The sequence below is a fragment of the Arthrobacter ginkgonis genome (genome assembly GCF_039540195.1).
In the GTDB taxonomy this organism is placed as follows: Bacteria; Actinomycetota; Actinomycetes; order Actinomycetales; family Micrococcaceae; genus Zafaria; species Zafaria ginkgonis.
In genome coordinates, this window is sequence record NZ_BAABEO010000038.1 from 1 (window position 1) to 816 (window position 816).

The following is an 816-nucleotide window of genomic DNA, read 5'->3' on the forward strand; positions in this document are numbered from 1 at the left end:
TGCCGGCGGCGTCGGTGCCGGTCCCGCCGGTGCCGGTGTTGGTGAGGACGTGGTGGGGGATCAGGACCAGGACGTGGCCGCGGATGTGGTCCCACGCGTTGCCCGGGGTGCCGGCGAGGGCGAGGTCGGCCAGGGTGTCGGCGCGCAGCTGGTTGGCGGTGCGGGTTTCGGCCGGGTCCCCGGCGCGGTCGGTGGCGATGCGCCGGATCCTGTCGATCAGGGCCTGGGCCTGGACGGCGGGCAGGCTCAGGCAGACCCGGCCCATGCCGTCGGGGCGGGGTTCGTACCAGGCGTCGCGGGCCGCGGCCGCGTGTTCGTGGCGGGTGCGCCGGTCGCGGGCGTCGCTCAGCCGTCGGGCCTTGTCGCGGAGCTGGGCGGGGGTGCGGGTGGCGCCGTGGGCGAGCAGGACGGTTTCCAGGGTCCGGGACGCGGCGAGCATCGCGGTCTCCAGCTCCTGGCGGGTGCGGGCCTGGTCGTCGGTGTCGCGGGGACGCTCAAGGGGGATGCGCAGGCGCAGGGCGGAGCATTCGTCGTTGACGATGCGGGCGTGCGCGTAGGACACCGCGCCGGCGGCGAGGGCGGCCAGCACGGGTTCGTGGTGCAGGGCCAGTTCCTCGGCCTCCTCGAGCAGGGCGCGGGCGGTGCCCTCGGGCAGGTGCAGGGCGGTGGCGATCTCGGTGGCGGCCAGCGAGTGGGCGGCCTCCAGGTCCGCGCCCGTCAGGTGCGCGGCGCGGGCGAGCATCTGGCGGGCCGCGGTCCGGTCCCCGCGGGCCCGGGTGCACTCGGCCAGGTCGCGGATGCCCGCGGCCTCCCGGT

The 816-nt window shown here is 77.3% G+C and carries 1 protein-coding gene; it reads right to left on the minus strand.

The window, feature by feature from the left end:
- Nucleotides 1-816, minus strand: an 816-nt coding sequence (locus ABD912_RS23160) for a 13E12 repeat family protein (protein WP_345154798.1), incomplete at both ends; no start/stop codon positions are given.